Annotated in this window: 14 protein-coding genes; 9 read left to right on the forward strand and 5 right to left on the reverse strand. The window is 49.9% G+C overall.

Going from position 1 to position 26,010, the window contains the following annotated elements; genetic code table 11:
* Positions 1-450: 450 nt before the first annotated feature.
* From NST04_RS10745 to NST04_RS10780, 8 genes are all read left to right on the forward strand, one after another.
* Positions 451-4,299, forward strand: coding sequence for a DNA/RNA non-specific endonuclease (locus NST04_RS10745; protein ID WP_341184239.1), 3,849 nt, complete (start codon positions 451-453; stop codon positions 4,297-4,299).
* A gap of 7 nt (positions 4,300-4,306) precedes the next feature.
* The gene (locus NST04_RS10750) at positions 4,307-4,771 is read left to right on the forward strand and encodes an immunity protein YezG family protein (RefSeq protein ID WP_341184240.1); all 465 of its coding nucleotides are present in this window, start codon (positions 4,307-4,309) and stop codon (positions 4,769-4,771) included.
* A 536-nt stretch (positions 4,772-5,307) separates the two neighbouring features.
* Positions 5,308-6,687: a helix-turn-helix domain-containing protein gene (locus NST04_RS10755; RefSeq protein WP_341184241.1), complete on the forward strand. Its 1,380-nt coding sequence runs from the start codon at positions 5,308-5,310 to the stop codon at positions 6,685-6,687.
* A gap of 107 nt (positions 6,688-6,794) precedes the next feature.
* The gene (locus tag NST04_RS10760) at positions 6,795-6,917 is read left to right on the forward strand and encodes a hypothetical protein (protein ID WP_341184242.1); all 123 of its coding nucleotides are present in this window, start codon (positions 6,795-6,797) and stop codon (positions 6,915-6,917) included.
* A gap of 226 nt (positions 6,918-7,143) precedes the next feature.
* The gene (locus NST04_RS10765; RefSeq protein ID WP_341184243.1) at positions 7,144-8,502 is read left to right on the forward strand and encodes a helix-turn-helix domain-containing protein; all 1,359 of its coding nucleotides are present in this window, start codon (positions 7,144-7,146) and stop codon (positions 8,500-8,502) included.
* 165 nt (positions 8,503-8,667) lie between these two features.
* A complete protein-coding gene (locus tag NST04_RS10770; RefSeq protein WP_340938610.1) occupies positions 8,668-8,820 on the forward strand; it encodes a hypothetical protein in 153 nt (50 codons plus the stop codon).
* Between the two features lie 77 nt (positions 8,821-8,897).
* Positions 8,898-10,682: an aminopeptidase P family protein gene (locus tag NST04_RS10775; RefSeq protein WP_341184244.1), complete on the forward strand. Its 1,785-nt coding sequence runs from the start codon at positions 8,898-8,900 to the stop codon at positions 10,680-10,682.
* 144 nt (positions 10,683-10,826) lie between these two features.
* On the forward strand, positions 10,827-13,016 hold the full coding sequence (locus tag NST04_RS10780; RefSeq protein WP_341184245.1) for an S-layer homology domain-containing protein: 2,190 nt from the start codon (positions 10,827-10,829) through the stop codon (positions 13,014-13,016).
* Positions 13,017-13,116: 100 nt separating this feature from the next.
* Here NST04_RS10780 and NST04_RS10785 read toward each other — a convergent pair whose 3' ends face one another.
* The 3 genes from NST04_RS10785 to NST04_RS10795 form a co-directional block, all read right to left on the reverse strand.
* A complete protein-coding gene (locus tag NST04_RS10785; protein ID WP_341184246.1) occupies positions 13,117-16,269 on the reverse strand; it encodes a hybrid sensor histidine kinase/response regulator in 3,153 nt (1,050 codons plus the stop codon).
* A gap of 69 nt (positions 16,270-16,338) precedes the next feature.
* Complete coding sequence (locus NST04_RS10790) at positions 16,339-17,217, reverse strand: DMT family transporter (RefSeq protein ID WP_341184247.1); 879 nt, start codon at positions 17,215-17,217, stop codon at positions 16,339-16,341.
* 24 nt (positions 17,218-17,241) lie between these two features.
* On the reverse strand, positions 17,242-18,210 hold the full coding sequence (locus NST04_RS10795) for a metallophosphoesterase family protein (RefSeq protein WP_341184248.1): 969 nt from the start codon (positions 18,208-18,210) through the stop codon (positions 17,242-17,244).
* Positions 18,211-19,516: 1,306 nt separating this feature from the next.
* Here NST04_RS10795 and NST04_RS10800 point away from each other — a divergent pair.
* Positions 19,517-20,287, forward strand: coding sequence for a DeoR/GlpR family DNA-binding transcription regulator (locus NST04_RS10800; RefSeq protein ID WP_341184249.1), 771 nt, complete (start codon positions 19,517-19,519; stop codon positions 20,285-20,287).
* 158 nt (positions 20,288-20,445) lie between these two features.
* Here NST04_RS10800 and bglX read toward each other — a convergent pair whose 3' ends face one another.
* Positions 20,446-22,611: a beta-glucosidase BglX gene (bglX, locus tag NST04_RS10805; RefSeq protein WP_341184250.1), complete on the reverse strand. Its 2,166-nt coding sequence runs from the start codon at positions 22,609-22,611 to the stop codon at positions 20,446-20,448.
* 29 nt (positions 22,612-22,640) lie between these two features.
* Entirely contained in the window at positions 22,641-25,967 is a 3,327-nt protein-coding gene (locus tag NST04_RS10810; protein WP_341184251.1) for a GH36-type glycosyl hydrolase domain-containing protein, read from the reverse strand.
* Positions 25,968-26,010: the final 43 nt, after the last annotated feature.

Here is a 26,010-nt window from a genome sequence, read left to right on the forward strand (position 1 = left end):
AAGAAGTCTGGATGGTTCTAGCGGGAAGTTGCCGATCAGCGTTGGGTGAAGCGGGGGAAATAGCAGAGACAGCGACTTCGCAAACGTAATATCAAGACGATGGAGACCTTACGAGACCACTTGGTCTCTATTTTTTTGCCACCATGTTAGCTTGGTTTGTATTTACAAAAGACGAATGATTATTATAAATACTATTAATTATCAAAGAAATTATACAAAACATATGTAAAAAAACTCTTTACTAAAAATTATACTATGCTGTATATTGGAAAAGTTGGCCTAATCGATACTAAAGGAGGAGATATTAGTGAGTAATTAACTATTGACTTTTGATTTGTTAAAAACATATAAAAGGAGATTGTAAATGGAATTTAAAAAGGTAATAAAAATTTTCAATTATTAAAAGTACTTTTAGTACTGAACCTGGTATTTATGCTTATTGTTCCAAACTTGGCAAATGCATCCTCAAACCTCCCCACTTCAGGCCTCCCTGAGTATCCAAAAGAAATTCTTGATGGACTAAAAAAAGCTGAACAGGAAGCGAAAAAAAAGGTTGAAACGGCTGCGCCATTGAGTGCTCCAGTTAAACCGAAGAATATTGTGAAAAAAATGTCTTTAAAAGGAGTGTCTACTTTACAATCCACCCCAACAATAAGTGTAAGTGATGTAACAGAGTACTCCCTTAATATTAATGTAACATATCCAATTGATGGTCAGTTCGGAAATGGATTGGCAATTCAAGATCAAACCACAATGGAATGGAAAGATGTTTATGGTTCTTATTATGCCAAAACAGGTACATATAAGGTTACAGGTCTTATCCCAGGAAGATCCTATGCTGCACAGATGTATTGGTATACAGATGACACACACTCTTGGACTAGACAAGAGAATTTTGCTTACGCAAAAACTAAGACTATTGCTCCAGAATTAATTGTAATGCGTTCTAGTTCAACTTCATTAATTGTTTTCGTTAATTATCCCATACCAAATCAGCACGGAAATGGGTTATTTCTACTTGACCATAGTACAAATACTTGGTCTGATATAGGTAAGAGTTGGAGCGTTTCTAGCGGATTTTATGAAATATATGACTTGAAGCCTAACACTATATACACAATTCAGCAGGTGTGGTATGCAGATAGTACTAGTGATTGGAATCGTCATGAGAAACTTATAACTTTAAATACTTCTTATGGAGACACAGAAGCTCCAAGTGCTCCAACGGGATTAGTGTCAGAAACCTTTGATTATACTAACGTTTACCTATCTTGGAATGCAGCGACAGACAATGTAGGTATAAAGCAGTATAACATTTACAATGGTGACTCATTGATTGGGGTGACACCAAATACGAATTTTTTAGTCCCTAACATTAGTGTGCCATCTATCAACAGATTCAAGGTAAAGGCAGTTGATGAAGCAAATAATATATCTTTGGCAAGTAATATCAGTATTATTGATTTTAGCGACACCACGCGTCCAACTACACCGACCAATTTAGCTTATAGAGATGTTAAGTTAAATAGTGTTACATTATATTGGACACCATCAACTGATAGTTCGGGAATTAGTAAATATATAATTCATGATCAAAAGACAGGCAAAGCATACATATCAACTGAACCTAAATACACCATCAATGATTTGAAAAGTTCTTCAACCTATTCCTATGCAGTAACTGCATTTGACCTCCTAGGGAATAGATCACATACTAGTGAAGTACTTCAAGTCACGACTGATGGTTATATTAACAAAAGTATAGAGGTTATTGAGAATGGTCTCTTAACTAATGAGGGGCCTTATAACGCGAGAACCTACCAGAACGGTAAAACATTTGTAATGATTTCTGGCTTATCAGGTGATGTCGATGTTTTAGTTGAAGGTAATGATTACATTAAAGAAGGTACGGATTACTGGTACTCGACAAATTATTTATCACAACGGATGAATGTAACTGTAACAGGTGACAAAGTAGTATTTACTTCAAAACCAGTTGCACCTATGGATAAAGTGAATTCATTATCTGTTACCAAAAACGTTTATAATATTACAAGCGTCTCTGAAAGTGTTTATTCTTTGACAAGTGTCTCCACGTTCGATGATATCGATAAAGTCAAGAAAATGTATGCCTATTTGGATGAACATCCCGATTTCAAAATGGAACAGGTGCAAGAATATTATGAATCTATTTTGGCGAAAGAAAACTCTAGATCAAAAATTACAGAGATAAATGAAGATGTTGAAATGAACGCAGGTTCATTTAATACAGAGAGTATTTCATCATCCGGTAGCTATGACCCTGATGAATTTGATCCTCAGTTAAACCCTCAAGAATTGGCTCTAATGAATGATAACTATGATAATGCATCCGGATCTATATGGGCAGGTTTTTGGGCATACGCTTATTCTCTAAGTGAGTTTGATAAAAATGAATTAACTGACGGCAATGGAGATGCATTTAGGCATGCTTTTTGGGGAGCTCTAATGGTAGTAGAAACTAACTACAATTGGGCAGGTAGATGGGGCACAGCCCATGAGTTGGGAGAACCTAATAATCCTGAAGATCAGAAAATAATGGATTTATATAATAACTTTGCAGGAAGAATGATTGGGCTTAAATATGTAAATAGTTTGAATGGTAAACCTTTACCGTTATCTATCTTTTATATGCCTGTGCTGCGTGACGAAGTATTACGAGCTTTAGATAATGGAGAATTAAAAAGAATAGATAATGAGCCAATGTTTACATCACAAACCCAGGCTGCAACTTTTAACTCATTAAATACTATCACTCCTATGGGTGCAACAATTAACCCTTATGATAATATCGAAATGTCTGCGAAACATATGAAAACAGATACGACGGGAAAAAAGACATCAACTCAGCAAGCTCCAGCAGGAATGGTACACATCAGAACGTATCTCTCAATCAATAGATTTAAAAATGGTTGGGGACAAGTTCAATTTGTCGGAAACAATCAGCTTACTATAAGAGCTTGGATTAATAATACTTTCACAGGGAAAACCTATGAAGATATCACAATACCTATGGAGATGACTCTATACAAAGCAGGATATTTTGCTACCCCGCAGAGTATTAAAGCAGCATTAGCAAAATACTTTGAAAAGAAGAAGAATAGTGGTATCTATGTAAGACAATGGGGGGCTGAATCGTCAGGGACTTTCTATAAGGTAGATGGTATGTCGCAATTTAACGTTTTTGGTGGTAATAGAAATGGTAGTTCGGTTGATATCAATACTTTTATAAATTCCATGGGACCCTTGTGGGAAACAGAATATCTTGCTTATACCAATTCAGATGCGTTAAGAGATCTTCAGAAAAGTCTTGATTTAATTTCTGTTTTTCCATTAGTTGGTGTTGTTGCGGGAAGTGGAAGTATAATCATTAGTTTCGTATCAGGAAACACAAAAGATGCTGCTCTTGCGGCTGGTTTTACTGCTGCTGGTCCAGTCATTGGGAAATTCACCAACTATGCAGGAAGCGCTATACTAAGAGTTTATAACTCAACAAAAGTGAATACGATTCTACAAAAAGCAGGAAGCTCGATAAGTAATTTAAAGTCGGCCATAAAAAATACGTCAAGTGACTTGAATTCATTAATCACTAATGTTTACTCAGGGTATAATGGAAGAATAGAACTTGAGTTCGCTGACGTTGGACGAATGAATTTTAATCAAGCTCAATTAATTGAAGGAACTAATGAAGTTGCACAGGCTAGATATAAAAACTTCTTAGAGACAAAATGGGCTGAAACAACTCCACAAATTAATACAACTTATGAAGATGCAATGACTGGACAGCATTTTACGAAGAGTGGTAGAATCAAAGTGCTTAAAGCGAGTACAACTTATAAAGTAAATGGATATACTTATTCCACTGATAATCTTGGTAGAATTGCTAAAGTAGAAGGAGATCTTGTACTAAAAGCAGCGCCAAGAAATGAATATGCCCAAGGTATAGTGGGCAGACAAGATCGTGTACGAGAACTGGATAATCCTGATGTAGGAGGGCATTTAATAGCTTCTTCATTTAATGGATCTGGTGAATTGGATAATCTGGTTGCTATGAATGCACAAATTAATGGAGCATCAGGAAAGTGGTACAAAATGGAGGAAGATTGGAGGAAAGCGCTACAATCAAATGGGAGTGTTAATGTTAAAATAATGCCAATTTATTCTGCTATATCACAAAGACCATCTTCTTTTGAAGTTATATATAAGATTAATAATGTTGCATATCCTAAAGTAACAATCTTAAATCAAGTTGGAGGTTAACCTATCTGTGAATAAGATTGAAGAATTGTATCAGCGTATAGGGAATAAGCTCGTAGGAATAATTCCTGATGAATGGGATAAAATTTATCTCTATGCTGAGATATTGCCAGGATCAAGAATAGTCTATTTTTATTACAATTCTACCACTCGAAACGAGTTGATATTTGGTCAATCTATTCCTGAGATATATGGGGTAGACGATCAAATATATAATAGGTTGGACAGAGAGTTGGTAGAATATTTCGTTGAGCTAAATCAAGAATCACTTAAAAGTTCTCCTGAACCTTGGACGAATCTTACAATGTATTTAGATCAATCCGGAAAATTTAATATTGATTATAGTTACGATGAAGTTCAGTTCTCCCCTGCTGAACAATTTACAATTTGGAAGTATGAAAATTTAGGGCTACATCCTACGGACGAATTTGCCCAATCGTATTTAGATGAATATCTCAAAAGAAAAACAGATTAATCCTTCAGAGGTGTCCCGTTTAGCTATAATAAAGCTGAACGGGACACCTCCTGTTTGTTGTATGAGATATATAATTAAGTGTCTTGTAAATTTTGTTTGGTTTCCAGTAGCACTTAATTTAAAAATAAGGCAGAGCGAAAAGTCTTCTAAATAGATTTTTACTCTGCTATTTTATAGCTGTTAAGCGCTGGTTCCGCCGATAAGGCACGACACCTTCGTGATGGATACAGATCGGTTCTAGCGGAATATTGCGGATCGGCAGTAGGTGAAGCGGGGGGAACATCAGAGACAGCAGCAGAGACAGCGGCTTCGCAAATGTGATATCGGGACGACAGAGACCTTATGAGACTACTAGAGTCTCTATTTTTTTGCCCTCATATGGCAAACGGGTTGCCTGTAGTTCACGGATTAGACTAATCTGTAGTACTCTATGTTATTGACCATTGGTATAATGTGACATATTATTACATCTATACAATAAACAAATAATTTTTGGATTCCAGTTAGGTGGTGTTTGCATGGTCCCTACTAGAACTATGATTCGCGATCAATTAGCGTTGTATTTGTCGCAGAAGGGAATGCCTATTAATCAATTCTCGGGACAATCCGGAATTAATTCAGGAACGCTCAGCCGGATACTTAGTGGTCATCAGCCCATTGCGATGAACCATCTGGAGCGAATTACCAAGGCAATGGATCTGCCGGAGGATCATTTCTATAGCTTATACGTGGATGAATGTTTCTATTTCTCGTCACCTACCTGGCGGCGTCTGCGGCCTTTTCTTGTGCGCTCCGCTGAACTGGGCCGTCTGGATTGCGTTGAACAGGTGGTTCAGAATCTGCTGGAGAATCTGGTCTATGCCCCCATGCTGTTCGAAGTGGCTGAAGGACTGTTTCAAGAGGGGCTGTGGCAAGCTGCTGAATTGCTGTATAAGAATGTGAGTGTCAGTGAGAAGTATCAGAATTCCGAGAGACTGGCGATATGCCAATACCGTCTGTTCCGTATCGCCATTGGTGATGACCAGACGCGGAATTTACAGGCTGCGCATCTCTTCGAATGTTACCTGGACAGGCTGGATGAAGCGGATCAGTTAGATGGATTGAAGCATCTCGCTCATGTATATGTGTCATTGAACAAGTGGCTTAAGGTGGATGAGCTTGCGAAGCAAATGCAGCAATTAGCGACTCTTCGTTACAATCTCCAGCGTCAGTCGGACCGCAGAGAGAGTAACGAGAAAAAATCCGAGAAACCCCTGTACTTCTACATTCTGTACGCACAGCTTATCCGTTCATATGTGTGTGAGCAAATAGGAGACTACCCATCGGCATTAGATTGGATATCCCTCTATATGGATGGAAGCTGGATACAGGAAGACGATGAAGAAGTGAAGCGGACTGTGGCTCAGTTCCAGGAGTGGGGTACCGCAAACAGACTGCTCTATCGGGTGATGCAAGGACAGCACGAGGCGCTCTCTGAATATGTTGAATATATCTCTCACCGGCCTGATGAGATATTTACAGCGTTATACAGTGTTGTCTTATCAGCTAACCGCTACAATTGGAATGTTGATTATATTCTGGAGCGATTTGCTGCCTATATTCCTTACAGGACGTATTCTACAGAATTTGGCGATTATAACCGGCAGGTTATGTTGGACCAACACACTCAATTCCTTGCTGAAATGGCAGCATATTTTTTACATAATGAGCGTGAAGAAGGTATTAGCTTCATCCTGCAAAGTTTGGAATCGTCTGCTAGAATCAATGATGAGAGAAATATCATCAAATGTGTTGATCTATTCGAACAGAATCGGCATCTGGCAAATGAAGAAGAGCAAGAGCAATACAAACTTCTAATTAGAGAGGTGCAGGACTCACATGAAAAGAAAATTCATCAAGCTTCTAACTTCCTGTAGTCTGGTTGTTGCAGTTATTATATCTGTTGGTACTGCAGAGTTCGTAGCAAACATCAGCGCTCCAGCTGTAATTCAAAGTATGATTCAAACTATGGGTCACGGTATAGGTGGTGGTTGATGCTTACGGGGCAGCAAATACATTAAATATTAAGATGATTGGCAATGCCTTCGGCTACAATGGCCCGGAAGCGAAGGGGCGCTGGAACAGATTAAGCGGCTGGTTCCGCTGATAAGGCACGACACCTTTGCGATGACAGAGCAGGTTCTACCGGGACGACAGAGACCTTATGAGACTACTAGGGTCTCTTTTTTTTTGCCATCATTGCAAACCGCTTGCCCGTAGTTCACGGATTATACTAATCTGTAGTATTCTAAATTATTGACCATTGGAATAATGTGACATATTATTGCAACTATAAAAGAAATTATATTGGATTCCAGTTAGGTGGTGTTTGCGTGGTCCCTACTAGAACTATGATTCGAGATCTATTAGCGTTGCATTTGTCGCAGAAGGGAATGCCTATTAATCAATTCTCGGGACAATCCGGAATTAATTCAGGAACGCTTAGCCGGATACTTAGTGGTCACCAGCCCATTGCTATGAATCATCTGGAGCGAATCACCCGGGCGATGGATCTGCCGGAGGATCATTTCTACAGCTTATATGTGGATGAATGTTTCTATTTCTCGTCACCCACCTGGCGGCGTCTGCGGCCTTTTCTTGTGCGCTCCGCTGAGCTGGGCCGTCTGGATTGCGTTGAACAGGTGGTCCAGAATCTGCTGGAGAATCTGGTCTATGCCCCCATGCTGTTCGAAGTGGCTGAAGGACTGTTTCAAGAGGGGCTGTGGCAAGCTGCCGAATTGCTGTATAAGAATGTGAGTGCCAGCGAGAAGTATCAGAATTCCGAGCGACTCGCGTTATGCCAATACCGTCTGTTCCGTATCGCCATTGGTGATGACCAGGCGCGGAATTTACAGGCTGCGCATCTCTTTGAAGGTTACCTGGACCGGCTGGATGAAGCGGATCAATTGGACGGGTTGAATCATTTGGGTCATGTCTACGGTTCAATGCAGCGATGGCATAAGGTGGACGAACTCGCGAAGAAGATGCAGCAATTAGCTACTATTCGTTATAATCTCCAGCGGCAGTCGAACCGTAGAGAGAGTAACGAGAAAAAAACCGAGAACCCCCTGTACTTCTATATCCTGTACGCACAACTTATCCGTTCAACTGTGTGTGAGGAATTAGGAGATTTCGATTCGGCATTAGATTGGGTATCCCTCTATATGGATGGAAGCTGGATACAGGAAGACGATGAAGAAGTGAAGCGTATTGTGGCTCAGTTCCAGGAGTGGGGGACCGCAAACAGACTGCTCTATCGGGTGATGGGAGGCCAATATGAGGCCCTCTCTGAATATGTCGAATTTATCTCTGAGCGACCAGATGAGATATTCATAGCTTTACACAATATTATCTCATCGGCTAACCGCTACGATTGGAATGTCGATTCTATTCTGGAGCGTTTTGCTTCCTATATTCCTTACCGGACAGATCTTGCAGAATATGGGGTTCTTCATAACAAACAAATCATAACCAACCAATATACTCAATTCCTCGCTGAATTAGCAGCCAATTATTTAAATAACAAGCGCAAAGAAGGAATTGGATTCATCCTGCAAAGCTTGGAATCGTCTGCTAGAATCAATAACGAGAGCAATGTAATCAAATGTGTCGATCTGTTTGGGCAGCATCGGAATCAAGCAAATGAAGAAGAGAACGAACAATACAAAGTTCAAATTGGAGCATACCTATAAATCAATGTGTTCACTGGAGCGGATCAAGCGCTCGTTCCGCAGATAAGGCGATTTTGGGAAACTGGTGGTAACCTTAAGGCTCCGTCTCCACAATGCGACAAACAAACCAGGTATCCCGGTCTATAATTAGGAGCAAATCTATTTATAGTCTGGGAGAAATGGACCATGCCCAATTATTATTTTAGGGAAATGTGGACCCCGCTGCGCTTGTTCGGGATCAGATTCTACCGGGATGACCAGGAGCGGCTGTGGATCAAGAAGGGGAAGCAGCGGCGGAAGCTGGTACGGAAAGAGGACAATGAGACGATGGAGACCTGAGGGTCTTCATCTTTTTTTATAGGAAATGCAGGTGTATGATAATTCAGTAGACTAGATAGAGAGAAGGAGATGCTGATATGTTGCCGAAGGAGAAAGTACATAAGCTAAGAGAATGGATGGCGGAGCGCGGGATAGCGGTCTGTGTGGTATTGAGCGGGGATGCGCACTTAAGTGAATATGAGGGGGAGCACTGGAAAAGCCGCCGCTGGATTACCGGCTTCACCGGTTCCGCAGGAACGGCTGTGATCACGGTAGCGGATGCTGGCTTGTGGACGGATGGCCGGTACTACATTCAGGCGGAGCGGGAGCTTGCGGGCTCGGGCATCCGTATGTTCCGTATGGCCGAGCCGGGCGTCCTGCAATGGGATGAATGGCTGGCCGAGCAGTTGCCGCAGGGCGCACGTATGGCGGTAGACGGCAGAACGTTGTCCGTAACCGCTATGAAGGGTTTGCAGGCTAAGTTCGCAGAGAAAGGGATTCAGACGATTACAGACCTCGACCCGGTAGGCGCGATCTGGACGGATAGACCGGCGATTCCAGCCGAGCCGCTAATGCTGCATGATGAACAGTATGCGGGCCTCAGCCGGGTGGACAAGCTGGAGCAGGTCCGGCAGGGGATGAAGCGTAAGGGCGCTGATTATTATGTGTTGTCCGCGCTGGATGATCTGTGCTGGCTGTTCAACATCCGGGGACGGGATATTCCGTTCAATCCGTATGTGACCGCTTTTGCCGTAGTAGGGGTACATCATGCAATCTTGTTCGCCGGAGGGCATAAAGCCACCCCGGAAGATAAGGAGACGCTGGCCCGGGATGGTGTGGAGATCAGGGAGTATGAGGACATCCTTCCCTTCCTGCAGACGCTCCCGGAAGCGGCTTCCGTGCTGTATGATCCGAACAAAACCGGATATAGTCTGGCGGCGGCCATCCCGGAATCCGCTCATCCTATAGAAGCGCCGGGCCTTGTGGTGGCCCTTAAGTCGATCAAGAACGAGGTGGAGATCCGTAATATCCGTGATGTCTATTTGAAGGATGCGGCCGCCCTGGTCGGGCTGTTCAAATGGCTGCAGGAGACGGTTCCGCTCCGTCCGGTGACCGAGCTTGAAGCCGATGAGAAGGGGCTGGAGCTGCGGCGGCAGCAACCGTTATTCGCTGAGCTTAGCTTTTCCAGTATCTCTGCCTACGGCGCGAATGCTGCGATGATGCACTACTCGCCGTCCGCCGATCATCCGGTAGAGCTGGAAGCCAGAGGCCTGTATCTGCTGGATTCGGGCTCACACTTCCAGAACGGGACAACGGATATCACCCGCACGCTGGCGCTTGGCCCGCTGACGGATGAGGAGAAGAGAGATTTTACGCTGGTGCTGAAGTCTGTGATTGCGCTGTCTACGGCTAAGTTCCTCTACGGCTCCACCGGATCTACGCTCGACATTCTCGCCCGCAAGCCGATGTGGGACAATGGCCTCGATTACAAGTGCGGAACCGGGCATGGTGTGGGCTACTACTCCAATGTGCATGAGGAGCCGCAGCGGTTCAGCTTCAAGCCGAATCCTGTTGTCCTGGAGCCTGGGATGATTATCACGATAGAGCCGGGAGTCTATAAGGAAGGCCGTCATGGTATCCGCACGGAGAACACGCTGCTGATTACGGAGGATGTGACTACGGAGTTTGGCAGATTCCTGAAGTTTGAAGACCTCTGTTATTTGCCGATCGATACCCGGGCGATTGAGCCGTCTATGCTGAGCAGGGAGGAGCTGGACTGGGTGAACCATTATCATGCTGAGGTGTGCGATAAGCTGGCTCCGCTGCTGGATGAGGAGCACCGGGCGTGGCTGAAGTGGGAGACGGCGGCTTTGGCGGTGTGAGGGGAATATTTTATATCTTGGGAACTATTACCTTGGAACTAATTGATGTATAATTGTCTCTGCGAGTCTAGCAGGCTGTTCTCTTAGTATAGTAATAGAAGAGTTGACGGCCGGGGCTGCTTACTATGGTTGGGGGCGATGAGTGTGAAGGCGAGAAGATGGAGAGTAGTATCGGCATGGGTGATGCTGCTGAGTATGCTGTTCGGGGGAGTGGCTAGTGCGGCAACAGTTGTACAACAGACGTCATCTTATGTATTCGTGGATGTGAAGACCACATACTGGGCCAATGAAGCGATACAAAGTATGGCGAATCAAGGCATTATTACGGGGAACCCGGACGGGTCCTTTAAGCCTGAAGCGGCAATTACCAGAGAGCAGCTAGCCAAGCTGATTACATTGACCTTTGGACTTGATTTGGTCTCGGATGGAACGCAGACCTTCTCGGATGTGGCTCCCTCCTCCTGGGCCTACAAATACGTGGAGACAGCCAAGGATTACCTGACCGGGTATTTTCCAGTGAAAGGCAAGCCGTTCTTCGATCCTCAGGCAAGCGCTACACGTGAAGATGTGGCTGTTGCCTTGGTACGTGCAATGGGGCTGGAGACGGATAATGTAGATGCGGACAACATTCTGCAGTACAGATTCGATGACTATGAGGATGTGACCCCTCAACTGGCGAAGGAAGTAGCGGTGGCTGTGGAGCATAAGCTGATTCAGGGCTTCCCGGACGGAACCTTCGGGCCGACTAGTCCGATTAACCGGGCTTCTGTAGCTACTTTGCTGTACCGCGTACTGAAGTCCTCCTATACTACCGCAACACAGGATGTGAAGCTGGACGTGCAGGTTCCGGCACAGGTGTCGGACAGAACGGTCAAGCTTACGGGTAAAGTGAATGCGGACGCCAAGGTGTATATCAACGATGAAGAAGTAGAGAATGTGGAGGGCACTTTTGCTGAGGCGTATGATCTGGATGGGGGAGAGAAGGTCTACGAATTTGTCTTCAAGGCGGTTCTGCCGAACGGACGCTCGAATACAGTGACGAAGCAGGTGACCTATCAGACCTCCGGGCCGCAGCTTACCGTGCAGGTTCCCGAAACGTCCAATCAGCTTACAGCCAAGATCACCGGTAAAGTCAAGGACAGCGGCGATATGAATCCGGAAGTTACGGTTAATGATAAGACCGCCTATGTGGCTTACAACGGGGAATTCAGTGCGGATGTGACGCTGAGGGAAGGCGTTAACAAGATCGTGGTGACCGCAACGAATAAATTTGATAAAAAAGCTGTGGTAGAGAAGCAGATTGTCGTGACCTTGGGCGGGCCTGTGCTGACTCTGGATCTGATCCCGGAGAACAGCACCAGCAAGACGGTTACCCTGAGCGGGAAGGCGACCGACAAGAATGACAGCTATCCGAAGATCTATATGAATGATCAACTGGTAAGCAGCTACGGACCCTTTAGAGAGACGGTAATCCTCAAAGAGGGAGTGAATACCTTCACCTTCAAGGCGACTAACAGTCTGGGCAAAAGCTCCGTCATCACCAAGACGATCGTGTTCAATGTGGGCGGCCCTGTGCTGACGCTTGACCTGATTCCGGAGACTAGCAGCAGCCAGACAATCACCCTCAGCGGGAAGGCGAGCGATACGAACGACAGCAGCCCGAAGATTTACATGAATGATGAACTGGTAAGCAGCTACGGACCCTTTAGAGAGACGGTAACCCTCAAAGAGGGAGTGAATACCTTCACCTTCAAGGCTGTGAACAGCTTGGGCAAAAGCTCGGAGGCGATTACCAAGACGATTACCTTTAAAGTAGACGGCCCTGTGCTGACGCTGGATCTGATCCCGGAGACCAGCAGCAGCAAGACGGTTACCCTGAGCGGAAAGGCCACCGACAAGAATGACAGCAGTCCTAAGATTTACATGAACGATGAACTGGTGAGCAGCTATGGGCCCTTCAGGGAGTCGGTAACCCTCAAGGAGGGGGCGAATACCTTCACCTTCAAAGCAATAAACAGCTTGGGTAAAAGCTCGGAGCCAGTGACCAAGACTATTACTTTTAACGTGAGTGAGCCGGTGCTGAAGCTGGATTATATTCCTGAGACAACTAAGACGAAACAGCTTACCTTGACTGGGAGTGTCACGGATGCAAACGACAGCAGTCCCAAAGTCTATCTGAATGACAAACTGATCAGCAGCTATGGCAGCTTCTATGAGTCGGTGACGCTGACAGAGGGCAGTAATACGTTCGTATTCAAGGTGACCAACAGCTTCGGCAAGATGGTTACAGTTGAGAAGACGGTGGTTTATACGTCGGAGGAGAGTAAAGAGTAAGTAGAGGGAAAATAACAAAACCCGCAGCGCCGGAGTCATCACTTCCGGTCTGCGGGTTATTTATGCTGCTGTTGCTGCTGTTATGGAAGGCATGGCCGGATCAGCCCTGCCTCCGCTCAGGAATCACAAAGGATACCGTAGTGCCAGCCCCGGGCTGGCTGCGGATGACGAGGCCTTCGCCGTAGAGCTGGGTCAGGCGCCGGTTGGTGTTCAGCAGGCCGATGCCGCGGTGGGCCAGGAAGGTGTCGTCGAGCAGACGGGCCACCTGTTCCTCGCTCATGCCCTTGCCGTTATCCTCCACTTCGAAGGAGGTGTAGCCCTTCTGGCGGTGAATGCGGATCGATAGCTTGCCTCCGGCTTTGCGGCTCAGCAGGCCGTGTCTGACGGCGTTCTCCACAAGCGGCTGAAGGGTGAGCGGAGGAAGCAGCAGCTCGATGCCGGGATCCACCTCCCATTCGATCTGCAGGCGCTCCTCGAAGCGGGCTTTCTCAATGAAGAGATAGGATTCTATTAGCTCCAGCTCATGGGATAATCCAACGAGCTGCTGCGAATTCATATAATCGAAGCTGATGCGCAGATAGGAAGAGAAGGCCTCCCCGAGATCACGCATCTTCGGCAGGTCGAATTCACTAAGCGCCAGCAGCGCGTTCAGCGTGTTGAACAGGAAATGCGGCTGAATCTGGGCCTGGAGATAAGCTGCCTCCATCCGCAAGCTCTGGGTAACGGACTGCTTCAGTCCGGTCAGTGAGCGGACCCGGTATTTCAGCTCCAGCGCGTCTACCGGCTTGGCGACGTAGTCGTTGGCTCCGGCCATGAAGCCGGTATAGATGTCCGCCGGCTGGTTGCGGGCCGTGAGCAGCAGGATCGGCAGCTCCGAGATGGAGAAGCGCTGCCGGACGATCCGTGTCAGTTCATAGCCGGACATGTACGGCATCATCACATCGGCGATCAGCAGATCCCATGGTTCGGTGCCAAGCAGCTCCAAGGCTTCCTCGGCGCTGGTCGCGGTGACCAGCTGATAATGCTCTGCCGAGAGCATGCTGGCGAGGACCTTGAGATTGACCGGATCATCATCGACGGCTAGGATCAGAGACTTGGCCGCCTGGGAGGCATCTTGCATCTGCGGCAGAGTTGCTAACTCCACAGGGACTGTGAGATTGCGGATATCGGACTGCTGTAATAGCAGCCGGCTCTCCTCAAGCAGCAGCCCCTTCAGATCCTGGTCCGGCTGCCCTGCGGTGGTTGTATCCTGATTCGTCTCTTCCCGGGCCCCGGCCGACGAGGCCAGCGGAAGGGTGAAGGTGAACACCGACCCTTTTCCCGGCTCAGAGTCTAGTGTAAGGTCACCGCCGTGCAGCTCGGTCAGCTGCTTGCTGATGCTTAAGCCCAGACCGATGCCGCCGCCGTCAATGATGCCTTTGCTGCCTTGCTCATACGGCGAGAAGATCCGCGCCTGCGTCTCCTTGTCGATCCCCGCTCCGGTATCGGCTACACTGATCCACGCAAGCTTGCCGTCGGCTGCAGCGGAGACGGTGACCGTTCCGGCCTGCGTGTACTTGATGGCATTGTGCAGCAGGTTATAGAGGATCTGCACAATCCGCTTCTCATCCCCCCAGACCGGCGGCAATGAAGCCGGAAGCTCATTACGCAGCTGCAGCCGTTTGCCCTCGATCATGAATTCGAACATCCCCAGCACACCCGAGACCAGTGAACCCATGGCCAGCGGCTCGCGCTGGAGCACAATCCGCTTCTCCTGCAGACGGGTCACATCGAGCAGATCGTTAAGCATCAGGGACATTCTGCGGCTGATCGTAATGAGCAGCTCCAGATCTTTAGAGCTCTGTTCGTCCAGCGTCTGCTGTTCCTTGGAGGCTACAGTCTGGGCAATGCTGATGATGCCGTGCAGCGGTGTCCGCAGCTCATGGGAGGTATTCGCCAGGAATTCGTCCTTCTTCCGGTCGCTCTCCTTCAGCTGCAGGTTGAGCAGCCGGTTCTCCTCCGCATTGCGGAAGTACCGCTTGAACCAGTAGGAGGAGAAGCCAATGATGGCTGCAATGACATCTACAGGGTAATACAGGATACTTCCCTTGGCATTGGATTCCATAGCCCCGCCAATAACACTGGAGCCGATAGCGGCGGCAGCAAACAGCAGGAAGAAGGAATCCTGTTCCTGCCGCATCATCATCCGGCCAATATAGAAGATGACTCCGGCTACCGGAAGCAGGTAGAGGACGGAAAAGAACAGTCTGGCATAGACCACGTAATGTGCCGGTAAGATCAGGACATAGGCGGTATAGAGCAGGAGACCCAGCAGATAGATTTTGAACAATCGGCCCGGGCGCTCGTAGGCAGAGAAGCTGCGCGTCAGCAGCAGCATGAATAGAGACAACATAGGATAGGCCAGCATTTTGAGCTTCAGTGCCCAGGTATAGTTAATGGGGAACCAGATCAGCAGAATCGTATCGTTATCGGCTACAATGGTGGTTGCTACTGCCATCAGCAGAAGGAAGAAGAGCAGGAACGCCCGTTGCTTCCGGTTAAAAAAGAATAAAATCCCAGCATACAGCGCATGCAGCAGCATGATCATGAACGCCACCAGCTGGAAGCCGAGTGAATACATCCGTTCGCTATCCACCGCGGCCTGGGAGCCGAAGCGGATCGACCTCACAATCCCGCCCTCCAGCGGATGGTCGTAGTTGGCTGCCCGGACGAGGAGAACAATCTCCTGCCTTCCCGGGTTCTCGTAGGCTGCGGTGTAAGAGACCGCCTTAGGAATATAGTCCCCGCTATTCACCGCCAGCTTCCCGAAGCTGGTCTCTCTCTGCTCGTTAATATCAATGCTGGAGGCGGCCTGAATCCGCTGAATCCAGAAGCCGTAAGACTCGGTCTGTGACGGGTCTACGAGTATACGCAGCTTGTATGTACCATAGCCCAGAGAGGATTGCTCTCCTTCGGGGAAGCCGCTGCTCCAGTCACCGGGAACCTGGACCACATGCGGTGTGCCCGCAGCAAGTAGGGCGGAATCCTCATAGCCCAGGAGCTGGCCGGGATAGAACTCCCACTCTCCATCCAGCTGGATGGACGGGGAATTCATGAAATCCCAGCCCCGCATATCCAGCACACCTTGCTGTGCTTCGGGATGCTCAGACGCGGTATTGGCATTGAACCACAGATAGCGCAGACTGATTAGAATCATTAGATAGAAAAGCAGCAATAGAGCCTGCTTGGGGTTGAATCTGGCTCGTGCCTTCATTAGGTGTGTACTCATCGAGGTTATCTTCATCATACGGTTTCAATTCGACATCTGTGATCCTTATCCTGCTTACCCCCAGATGCCAATTAGCAAAATTCCGCAAAAAATGACAACCGAGCATATCATCCGCCGCAGGCCCTGCCGCTCCTTCAAGAGCAGCACACCGAGGAGCGTAGCGAATATGGTTCCGATCTCCCGCAGCGGGCTGATGTGGGCAAGCGGTGCCTGCTGAAGCGCGAACAGGAACAGCAGATAGGAGCCTGGATTCAGCACGCTGCCCAGCAGGATGGTAAATGTGCCCCGGCGCCACTCTTCAAGCAGCTTCCGCGATCTCAGGACCGCTGGGGTCAGTCCGGCAACGAAGCCGATATTGGTCACCTCAAGCAGCGCCAGCGGCGACATATGCTGAAGGTTCAGCTTATCGACGAACACGTAGCAGGTAGTGCATAATCCCACGCAGAGGGCCATGAGTATCGGTGTGTAGTAGCCTAAGGCGGTGCCGGGGCCGGAGCCAGAGGAAGCCGGGAGGCTTTTTCTTGCGCCTATTCCACTGAGGACAGCGAAGCCGCCGAGCATGCAGCAGATCCCGATCCAGCCATAGACAGACAAGGATTCCTTCAGGAAAATAACCCCGATCAGCGGGATCAGCAGCGTGCTTGTCCCCCGCATCACCGGGTAGATCTGGGACAGATCGCCCATCTCATAGGTTATGGATAAAAGCCAGGAATACAAGGCCTGCAGCGCTACAGACAGCAGCAGCAGAGCGTAAGCGCCGGCGGCCAGCGGCTGTGTCCACAGCTCGATAAGCAGCACCGGCAGCAGCAGCACCGTGGAGACCATCATGATCGACCACAGGAAGATGCTTTTATTCAGGCTTCTTTTGGTGAACATGCTCCACACCGCGTGGCACATTCCGGAAGCCAGCACCAAAAGAATTGGCAGCAGCATGGATTGTCAGCCCCTCAAGAGTAGTTAGTGTTGTGAATCGGCAGCAGGGGCAGGTGTATGGGCAGGCTGTTCTGTGCAACGGGAGCCGTCTGCCAGCCGGAGCCAGGTATCGAAGGACGGATGGTCCTGCTCTAGACGGATGACGCGTGCGCCCCGCTTGAGGTTGTCGTGCCCGTAAGTGTTATAGCCCGTTGCCCGGCCATAGCTGAGACGGATGCCATGCAGTGTGCCGGTGAAATCATTGATATGGTCATGTCCGCAAAAAGTGCCTGCCACATCGCCCATCTCTACGAGCGCAGCGAATAACCCTGAATTCAGAACCGGAGCGCAGACCCGTTCATACTTGTGTCCGTAACAAACCTTCGTGTTCCACATCTCGTCATATTCGGGCAGCGGGATATGGAAGAACGCCAGTGCAGGCCGCTTCGGTTGATCTTCTCCGGGATTCAGCCGCGCAGACTGCTCTGCCAACCAATCCATCTGGTTGCGCCGGACCCAGCTATACCCGGGAATCTGCTCCAGCGGAGAGTAGGCACCCGTATCGAGCATATAGAGGATGGCTCCCGCATGGTTGCCCGCGCCCTCAATCTCCAGGACGTAATTGCTTGAACCGGCAAGTTCCGCCGGACCAGCCTCTGCCAGACACTGGGGAGACTCTTGCGCAATCTCCATCAGCTCGCTGTAGGTCACTCCGTTCTCCGTGTCGTGGTTGCCGAATACGAACGCCCACGGCACACCGGAATTCACAACAGCAGCCACAGCATCGCGGAAGGCCTGCTTGGGGTCTTGGCAAGGCAGCTCGCCTTCACGGACCGGACCCGTATAGATCGTATCCCCTGTGAAAATAACCAGATCCGGCTGCTCCGCCTTCAGCACCAGCTCCATCAGCTCCCGGGTCTGCTGATCCTCTGCTCTTCCATCCATCCAGTGAAGGTCGGTGAACTGTACGATGGTGAAGGTACCGTCTGGCCGAAATGATAATTTACTGTTCATGCGGGAAATCCCCTCTCTTTTCAATCCGATTATGGGTATGGCAGTAATACGTGTGGTGATCTAATAGTGCAGAGTTGTCGACTTGATGTGTTGTTGATTCGTGTCTCTTTGTGTTGTTTCATGTTGATTTTAGGCTCGTTTGGTTATTCTGTCAAGCTTCCTTTATGGCTGATTGTATTCTCTGCAATAGAATTAGCGCGAGATTAGGCAAAAACTCATTCTGCTGTAGTTCATACAATAGTTTTTACTAATATAGCTTCAAAACCTCTTCTTAGCAGAATTCTAGTGTACAAAGTGCAGCAGGCGCTACCTTTCGGACGATTTTGGAGTAATCTGCTGTATAAAATACAATGTGTGCCATACCCATGTATCAACTCACATATCAACTCACATATCTACCAAGGATGTTTCTGTAGCAGGGGTCTCGCATTGACAAGTGGAATTCAGATTCATATACTGGTGAAAACAACATCAATACACTAGAAACAACATTTTGGAAGACGCAACCAAAAAATGAATTTACTAATAGTACCGAAAATAGTGGAGCAGACGCAATTCCTCTTCAAATTACATCTTTTTTCCGAGCGGGCCTTGTTCTTAAGGGCGTTTGGCTTAGCGTACCGGACTGAGGTACTCTTATTTGGGAAGAAAGTCGCCAATTGGGCGAGTAACGGACTCCACAGGCCTTATTCTTTGCACGTCAGCTCCGAAACGTCTTATAGAGAGACTATAAGGTCGCCTGAGTCCGTTAAGCTGCAAAAAGTGGCGTTTTCGCGGGGATAAGATCTCTCCGGTCCGTTAGATTTTGGGTGGATAGGGTTTAACATGCTCATCCATCCTTTTTAATCGGATGCTCTACTAGTTCGTGCAGCAGATTGCATGCTGTTTTTCGCATACATTGGGCCTGCTTACCTTCGCGTAGACGGATCGTATGCTGTTTTTAACATACATTAGGCCTGATACCTTCGCGTAGACGGATTGTATGCTGTTTTTCGCATACATTGGGCCTGATTGCCTTCGCGTAGGCAGGTTGTATGCTGTTTTTAACATACAATGGGCCTGATACCTTCGCGTAGACGGATTGTATGCTGTTTTTCGCATACATTTGCCCTGGCTACCTCGTGCAGCAGACGTCACCGGATTTCTCCCGCGAAAAGTGGCTGAATCATGGGAATCTGGGACAAAAGTGGCTGGAGGGCCAACTATTCTCTGGAGACACGGCTCTCTGGAGACACGGCCATCCCAATACAGAACAAATTTCAAGTACAATCTATATAAAATCCACAACGAACTGGAGGAAGCATGGATGTCGCTGACCTATGAAGAACGCAAGCACACGATTCTCGCCCAGCTGGAGCTTGCGGGGAAGGTGCAGGTGCATTTTCTCGCGGAGCGGTTCGGGGTGACGACGGAGACGATCCGACGCGATCTGGACCGGCTGGAGAAGGAAGGGCGGCTGCGCAAGGTGTACGGGGGAGCGGTACGAATCCGCTCGGAGAACCATGAGCCTGCGTTCATGAAGCGCGCCCAGACACATCTCCAAGACAAGCAGGCTATCGGCGGGCTGGCCGCCTCACTCATTCAAGACGGCGAGACGGTCATCCTCGACAACGGGACAACGACCCTTGAGATTATGCGCGCGCTGAAGGACCGTACACAGGTGACGGTGATTACGAACTCTGTTCCCGTGCTGAATTGTGCGCTGGAGCAGTTTGCGGGGAAGGTTATTTTTGCCGGGGGCGAGGTGAATGCAGGGTATCAGGCGGCAGTAGGGGGCACCGCGCATGATCTGCTGGGGCAGTTCAAGGTGAATAAGGCGTTCATCTCTGCCGGAGGGATCTCGCTCTCGGAGGGCATTACTGACTACCACCTGGAAGAAGCCCTCATCTCCCGCAAAATGATGGAACGGGCCGAGGAATCTATTCTGGTCGCGGATCATTCTAAATTCGGCATGACTACCTTTGCCCAGATCGCTCCGCTCGAGCATATCTCCATGGTGCTGACCGACAGCGGCTGCTCGGCGGAATGGAAAGATACCTTTGCCCGGCTGGATATCGAGCTGCTGACCGGGGCGTAACACAGAGCTGCACATTATAAATAGCGCCAATCCTTACACTTGTGAAGTGGAGGATTGGCGCTATTTCTTGTTGAAACGGGTGGCCGCCCTTCAAAAGGAAGGCAAAGCCGTTTCTACTTATGTCTATCGGGTAGCTTCCCATGGAGCGAAAACTAGGATCAGCCGATCCAGATCCGCTGCGTGCTATGGTCGCCGGAGCTTGCACCGAGCATGATATCGAAGTCTCCAGGCTCGAACACGAGCTGATCATCCTGGCCGTAGAACATGAGCATGTCTCTGGTGATCTCGAAGGATACCGTCTGCTGCTCATGCGGGGCAAGGGTAATCTGCTTGAAGCCCTTCAGCTCCTTGCCGGGACGGACCACACTTGCGGTAACATCGCGGATATAGAGCTGAACAGTCTCCTTGCCAGTAACCTCTGAGGTGTTCTCCACCTGGATGGAAGCGAGCACCTTGCCGTCTGCCGCAGCTTCTACCGTGAAGCCGCTGTAAGCAAAGGTAGAATAGCTCAGGCCGTAGCCGAAGCAGAACAGCGGATCATTCGGAATATCCAGATAGCGGGTTACATAACGCACATTCGGATACTGGGGATCATAAGGGCGTCCTGTCTGATAAGCGTTATAGTACACCGGAATCTGTCCCACGGAGTAAGGGAAGCTCATGGAGAGGCGTCCGGACGGGTTATAGTCGCCGAATAGCACGTCTGCAATGGAATTCCCTGACTCGGTGCCGAGGAACCAGGCCTGTACCAGCGCGTCACTTGACGCAAGCACTGGCGCAAGCTCCAGCGGACGGCCGCTGAACACAATGGTGACCACCGGCTTGCCAGTTGCCTTGAGACGGTGGATCAGCTTCTCCTGATTGGCGGACAGCCGCAGGCTGGCTTTACTGCCGCCTTCCCCGGTATCCTGCTGATTCTCGCCGACTGCAGCAAGAATCACATCACAGTCCTTCAGCTGCTCGTAAGCCGCTTCGCAAGCATCCTCCACATCGAATACACCCTCCAGCATGCTTCCCAGCTCGCCGGTCATTGCTGTGAGCAGGTCCGCTGCCGGGATTTTGCCGGTGATGCCCTCGTAGAGGGAGACCGCCGGGTCTTTCTCGGTACCGGCCCAGCCGCCAAGAACATTAATTGAGGTAGCGAAAGGACCGGCGAGGCCGATTTTCATGCCGCGCGTAAGCGGCAGGATTCCGCCTTCGTTCTTCAGCAGAACGATCGAGCGGGCGCCCAGCTCGCGTGCTGCCTGAAGATGCTCGGGACTTGGCTTATCGGCTTCATCAGCTACAGGGTCTGCATCCTTGAACGGATTGTCGAACAGGCCGAGGGCATCCTTAAGCTCCAGTACCCGCGTAACCGCTTCGTCGATGAGGCGGAGGTCGAGAAGACCTTCCTCAACCAGCGAGGCAGCGTGGTTCAGATAGTGGGTGGACATCATTTCGATATCGAGTCCGGCTACCAGACTCTTCAGCGCTGCTTCACGTCCGTCTTGCGCTGCGCCGTGGGGCACCAGCTCATTCACGGAGTTGAAGTCGGCGATGGTTACGCCATCGAAGCCCCATTCTTCGCGGAGAATGCCGCGCAGGAGCTTGCTGTTGCCGCTGGAGGGAATGCGGTCAATGGTATTGAACGCAGCCATCACCATAGCGACACCGGCATCTACTGCCGCCTTATAGGCTGGCAGATAGAACTCGCGGAGTACGCCGGTGGACATGTCCACCGTGTTATATTCACGGCCGCCTTCCGGCGCGCCGTAGCCGGCGAAATGCTTCACGCAGGCAGCGATCCGCCCCGGCTCCTTCAGGTCCTTGCCCTGGTAGCCCCGGACCATGCTCTCGGTCACCCGGGCGTTCAGGTAAGGGTCCTCACCAGAGGTCTCCATGACCCGGCCCCAGCGCGGATCGCGCACGAGGTCGGTCATCGGAGAGAAGGTGAGGTGAATGCCGGCGGCAGCGCTCTCCCGCGCAGCTACCTCAGCGAACTGCTCGCAGGCATCGAGATCGAAGGAACAGCCCATGGCGAGCGGAATCGGCAGAATGGTCCGGTAGCCGTGAATGACATCGGCCATGAAGATCAGCGGGATCTTCAGGCGGCTGGATTCCAGATGCCGGGTCTGCAGCTCAATGACGTTCCGTGCGCCGATGCCGTTCAGAACGCTTCCGATGCTTTTGATCACCTGCGGCTCGATATTAAGTTCTTTGAATGGACCCGTCAAATCCACGGTATCATCCAGACCCCAATAGTACGGACCAAGCTGGGTAAGCTGGGCTAACTTCTCGTCTAGTGTCATATCGTTCACGAGATCCTGGATAAACGGTTTAGTCATGGCTAACTCCTTCGTAAGCGTACTGAAAGTTATTGTGTTACATAGATATGCAGCTCATCGCCGGGCAGGCTCAGCAGGTGATTCTTGGCAATGCTTACCGCGCCCGGGCGGTATGGATTCGGCAGAACCTGGCCGGTAACAGCAACGCCTGCTGCCTGCACTTCCGGGGTGCGGGCCTCACCTGCGCTGATGTGATAGACGAAGGTCATCTTCTTGCCGAAGCACTCATAAGTGAAGCGCAGACCGTCAAGGCTGGCCGGAAGGACCGGATCGATAATCAGCTCTTCTTCACTGAAGCGGATACCCAGCACGGCTGAGATCAGCTGATTGAGATAGATCCCCGGACCGCTGGAATACAGCCGCCAGCCGCCCTTCACCTCAACGCTGCCGTCACGCAGCTGGTCGAAGTTCTCCTGATAGCTGTAACGGTCAGGGAAGTCGCCGTCCGAGCTGCTGAAGTACATGTTACTCTGGCGCAGCTGGGCATTAGGCACGCTCTGCCGGATGTTGATCGGGTTGATCTGGAACAGGCCGTCCCAGGCCCGCTTCGCTTCGCCCAGCTTGGCTGAAGCTTCAATATAGCGGATATGGGCATGTACATATTGCAGGCTGATCTCACGGCCGACGCTGGCTGCTTGCTCCGCACGGCGGAAGATGGTGCTTACGCCGCCTTCATAGCGGGCAGGACGGTCCATCAGGCGCACGCCGTCCGGGCAGTTCAGGTGTTCATCGATCAGGCGCAGATTGGCTGCGGCCTGCTCCGGTGTAACCAGCTCGGCAATGATGCTGCGGGTCATCGGCAATAACCGGTATTGAATGCCGGTCTGCTGATCCAGCGGATGAAGCATGTAGTCAATGCTGCCGTCCTCCTGGAAGTAAGCGAAGCCGGCGATCACGCCGTCTTTAATCAAGAGGGTACGGAATGATTCCTTCATCTCTTCGGCCATAGTTGCCAGGCTGGAGGAGAATTCAGCATCGGCGGAAGTCACCTGGGACAGATTGCGGATCACCTGGAAGGCGAGTGCTACTGTCCAGGCGCTGACCAGCTTGGTCTTAAGCGCCTCATTGGCAGGCTGCAGGGTATCATCCCAGTCGCCGCCGGCATAGTTGATCAGGGCCGTGCCCGGGATGAAGCGTTCACGGATGGTCTCTACGGCAGCCTTCACGTGGGCAAGGACAGTCTCAGTCTGCTGGCTTGGCTGAGCGTCAGCCAGATGGTGATAGCCGATCTCTTCGTTAAGAATCGCGTAGTCTCCGGTAGCCATGATGTAATCGCTGATGCATTTCAGCGGCCAGAGCACTACGTCGCCATGCCATTCATGGGCCTGGACCGGGTGCTGGTCGAACATGAACCATTGCGGCCATTCCTTGCTCTCCCACAGCTGATGCGAATAGATCTTCAGCAGAACATTGCGGGCCAGCTCATAATGCTGGGTCATCAGGAAGTATTCCATTGGGCCCTGGCAGACATCGCGTGTACCCCAGGCTGCTCCGCCCGGCTGTTCAAGACCATGCGGCATGATGAAGTGGGTCATCGCATTATGGGTGTACCACCATGCGGTCTCATTCAGAATATCGATCCGTGACTGCTCGGCTCCATCCAGTTCAAGCTGGAAGCCGGAAGTGAACGAAGCGTAGAATTCGTTATACTGTGCCTGCTCCTTCTCCAGTGTGTAAGGGGCAGTCAGCGGAAGAGCCTCTGCTGCTGTAAGTCTGCCCTGAAGCACGAGCTGGAAGCCGGAGGACTGCGTTACCGACAAGGTAAGCAGAGTGCCGTTGCGCGGCTGTTTGTCGGCATAGAACATCCGGTCGTCACTATACGTATAGGAAGTTTCCGGCAGCTGGATATCGAAATGCAGGCCCGGATAAGGAAGCTTCTGAAGTAATGCTTCATCAGGAAGCAACTGCAGGATGCCGTCCTTCTCTTCTACCCGTACTGGATGCTGGAATTCATGCTCGCCCATGACCAGCTGGTTCGTGATCAGATAATCATAGGATCTGCCCAGCTTCGACTGAACCTGAAGGGCAACATCCGGCTGACCCGCTGCGGCGATTGAGGTAACGGTCAGTACATCATCCTCAAGCTGATAGTGCCATTTCGCAAAATTCACGCCCATCTCGTAAGCCGCAGGCAGCGTAAGAATCCGGTAGACCCCGTCCATGCGGACGTAGATCCGCTGACCGCTGTTCCGCTGAATATTCAGCAGGCCGCGCGGCGTGGAGAGCCCTTTATGGAAAGAGGTATTCCCCACCACAGTCTGCCCATTGAAAATACCGTACATATAGTTAGTGGATGAGATCAGGTTGTTGTCTACCTGCTTGTCGCCCAGCAGCGAGGTGATGATATGGCCATGCGGACGTTCCACCAGCAGCTCCTTAGGCTGCAGAACCACATGGACATGCCCGTCTGTGAAGAAGGAGAGCAGCTGGCCGTTCTCCATCTCCTCAAGCTTCCGGTTAGGGAAGGCAGCATCGATCTCGGCCTGTGACCACTGCGCGGAGACATAAGGCTTGCCGATATCGTCACTCAGTACAGGGACATCCCGGTTTGGCACGGCTTCCTTGCCGCTCCAGTCGATCTCTGCGTAAGCTGCCTGCAGCTCAGCCTGGAATTCAAGCTCAGTTACAGCAGCGGGATGATTCGGACGGAATAGGCCGTAGAAGGCGAATTCTACCGGAGCCGACAGGACCATAGTCTCGGTCTGGAGAGCGGTATAAGCCAGCTCGTATTGATAATTACGGTTCTGCAGATTGCCGTTAAGCGCTTCAGGCACATAATTGCCTTTATAGGAAATGCCGAAGAACTGCATACCATCCGTGGAATAGCCTACAGCCCGTGAGCCGACTACACCTTGCTGGAGATACGGGAAGTCTGTTCCCTGCGGCTGGTTCTGGCGCGAGCAGACGGCGTAGCCCTGCGGGCCTTCCCAGATGCTGTGATCCAGATACTGGCTCATGTAGAGCTCATTGGCGAGAATGCCGCCTTTGTCTGCAATGCCGACATCCTGGCCATACACTACATCTACAGTCTCACCGCTGCCGGAGAGCTGAAGCTGCCAGAACCAGATGCCATCCTTGGCCGGTGCGAAGGTAACGCGGTAGCTGATTGCTTCTATAGAACCTTCAAAAATCAGGTTGTCGTCGGTACGTGACAGCTTGGAGCCCGCCTTAATACCCAGCAGCGGATAGCTCTGGATTCCTTGCTCCTTATATACGCGCAGATAGATATTATTGGAAGAGCCATCTGCCGGATTACCCTGGAACAGATTAATTAGAGTGGAGCCCTGCGTGAATTCAAAAATATCTCCTGTAGGCAGGAATGTATACGACAGGTCATCCCGGGTTAAGGTAATCATGTTCATTTGTTGTTTGAATATCATATCGTGCCTCGCTTTCCAG

The organism is Paenibacillus sp. FSL H7-0756 (assembly GCF_038006765.1).
Lineage (GTDB): Bacteria > Bacillota > Bacilli > Paenibacillales > Paenibacillaceae > Paenibacillus_AQ.